General features: G+C 60.7%; 3 protein-coding genes. 2 read left to right on the plus strand and 1 reads right to left on the minus strand.

Going from position 1 to position 2,089, the window contains the following annotated elements; genetic code table 11:
• Positions 1–282: LysR family transcriptional regulator (locus tag EN893_RS30720; RefSeq protein ID WP_128362048.1), on the minus strand; the 282-nt coding region annotated here is incomplete at its 3' end.
• Between the two features lie 110 nt (positions 283–392).
• Here EN893_RS30720 and EN893_RS38355 point away from each other — a divergent pair.
• Together EN893_RS38355 and EN893_RS30735 are read left to right on the plus strand one after the other, a co-directional pair.
• On the plus strand, positions 393–1,226 hold the full coding sequence (locus EN893_RS38355; protein ID WP_164749112.1) for a hypothetical protein: 834 nt from the start codon (positions 393–395) through the stop codon (positions 1,224–1,226).
• A gap of 45 nt (positions 1,227–1,271) precedes the next feature.
• On the plus strand, positions 1,272–2,089 hold an 818-nt coding region (locus tag EN893_RS30735), incomplete at its 3' end, for a DMT family transporter (RefSeq protein WP_164901262.1).

The following is a 2,089-nucleotide window of genomic DNA, read 5'->3' on the forward strand; positions in this document are numbered from 1 at the left end:
CTCCTGCGATCGCCCGGTCGCTTCCATGCTGGCGGCGACGATTCGCTCCAGCGCCTCGCTAACGCGCGAGACATAGGTCTCGCCCTCCGGCGTCAACGACACCGCATTGCCGCCGCGCTGGAAAATCTTGAAACGAAGCTGATCCTCAAGGCTTTTCACGCGCTGGCTGACCGCTGAAGCGGTAATAAACTGTTCTTCGCCGGCACGCGTGAAATTACCGTGCCTCGCAGCACTCTCCACGATTTTAAGCGAATTGAGGTTGACCTGACTGAGCAGACGCACGGTTTCGACCTTAAGCTTGGCTTACACTAGCACCAGCATTCCTAATTTTACAGGGGTGGGTGAATTAATCGACTGTTTACCAAGTGTTGCCCCCATCCTGGAGAAGTACAATGAACGCCCATACCATTCCCGAACTGCGTTATGCGATGAGCCGCGAAGCCATTATCGGCCATGAAACCGCCTGGAAAGTGTCGAGTTTCGGTGTCGCGCAATATCTGCACGGCTATGACCCGGCACTGCTTGCAGCTATCGAGGAGGCTGCCCTGAAGCTCAAGGCCAGCCATGCCGTGCACAAGCACCTCGATCTGACCTTCATCACCGGGGCCGACCGTTTCATCCCCGAGATCAAGGAATTGCTGCATGACAAGCTGCGCCTGGAGCGGCTGTCCGACATGACGGGCACCAAGCTGGAGCCCTATCCGCTGTCGATCGTCGGCTCGACGGTCACCTTCATGAATCCCAACGACGGCGCCGTGGAGTGGCATTGCGATGGCGTTCCGGTGACCGAGCTCATTCCGCTGTCGATCAGCAATCCGCTGGTCGGCGGCCATCTCGAAATCTTCTGCGACGACTCCGAAACCGGCCGCGCCATTCTCGAAGCCGGCCGCGAGATCCCGCGCAACAGTGTCATGCGCATCGATCACAAGATGAACTACGCGACGCTCGGCCAATTCCTGGGCGTCCTGCATCGCACCGCTCCGATCCGGTTCGGCGAGCGCGTCACGCTGGTGCTCAACCAGCGCTCGGTGGCCAAACCCTATGTCGACGATAACAGAATGTTCTATCTCGCCGCCGACAACGACCACGACCGTGAGTGGGTCAGCGAACTGGCCGAAGATGTCTGGACCAATCAGCTGCCGGCCTATCGTCGGTTCGAGGCGGAGCATCCCGTGCCCACCGCCGTCGAGGCACCGGTTCCGGGCGGCGCCAGGGAATCATGGTAATGAACCATGACCCCGAAAAGTCGGAACCGGTTTTCGGACAGGATCATGGTCGAACAGCAACATAGAGTCCCATGCCGATTGTTTCGGCAGGGATCCGGCTCGATATCCGCGTTGGTCTTCGCTGCCGGTGCGGTGGCGTTGTGGTCCACCAATGCCCTGGTCGGCAAATCCCTGCTGGCCAGCCAACCGGTTTCGCAGGTCCAGTTCCTGCAATTTGCAGGCGCAGCACTCGTCTTCGCCGCCATCCGATTGATGAGCCGCGAAAGAGTAGCACCGGTCACCGCCGGGGCGGCGCTCATCTCTCTCGCGATCGGCTTCATCGGCCTGGTCGGCACCATGGTGCTGCAATACATCGCCTTCGCTTCGATGCCGGTGATCGAGGCCAATCTGGTGGCCTACACCTGGCCGCTGATGGTCGCGGCGGCAGTCATTGCCTTGGAAAATCCGCGGCGTCCGGCACTGTTGGGTCTCGCCGCGGTGGTGGGCTTCATCGGCGTTGCACTGGTGATTTCGGGAGGGCGCAACCAATCCTGGTTCGAGGGCGATCTGGTCGGCTATCTCGCCGCATTCGGGTCAGCGCTGTGCATGGCCTTCTATTCGCTCATGGTGGGACGGGTGGCCACTCCAGCGGATCGCCTGTTGCTGCCATCGTCTTTGATTGGCGTCGCTTTGATGTTTCTGTGGTGCGCTCGCGACGGTTTCACCTGGCCCGTCGGCGCGGACCTGGCCCTCGGCCTTTATCTCGGCGCCGGTCCGATGGGCCTGGGCTACTATTTCTGGTCGCGCGCCTTGAAGCTTGAAGGCAGCGACAGGGTCGCGGTGGTCGCCTATCTCACGCCGATCGCCTCGACCCTGCTTTTGAC

Origin of the sequence: Mesorhizobium sp. M7A.F.Ca.CA.004.04.2.1 (assembly GCF_004022825.1) — a bacterium.
Lineage (GTDB): Bacteria > Pseudomonadota > Alphaproteobacteria > Rhizobiales > Rhizobiaceae > Mesorhizobium.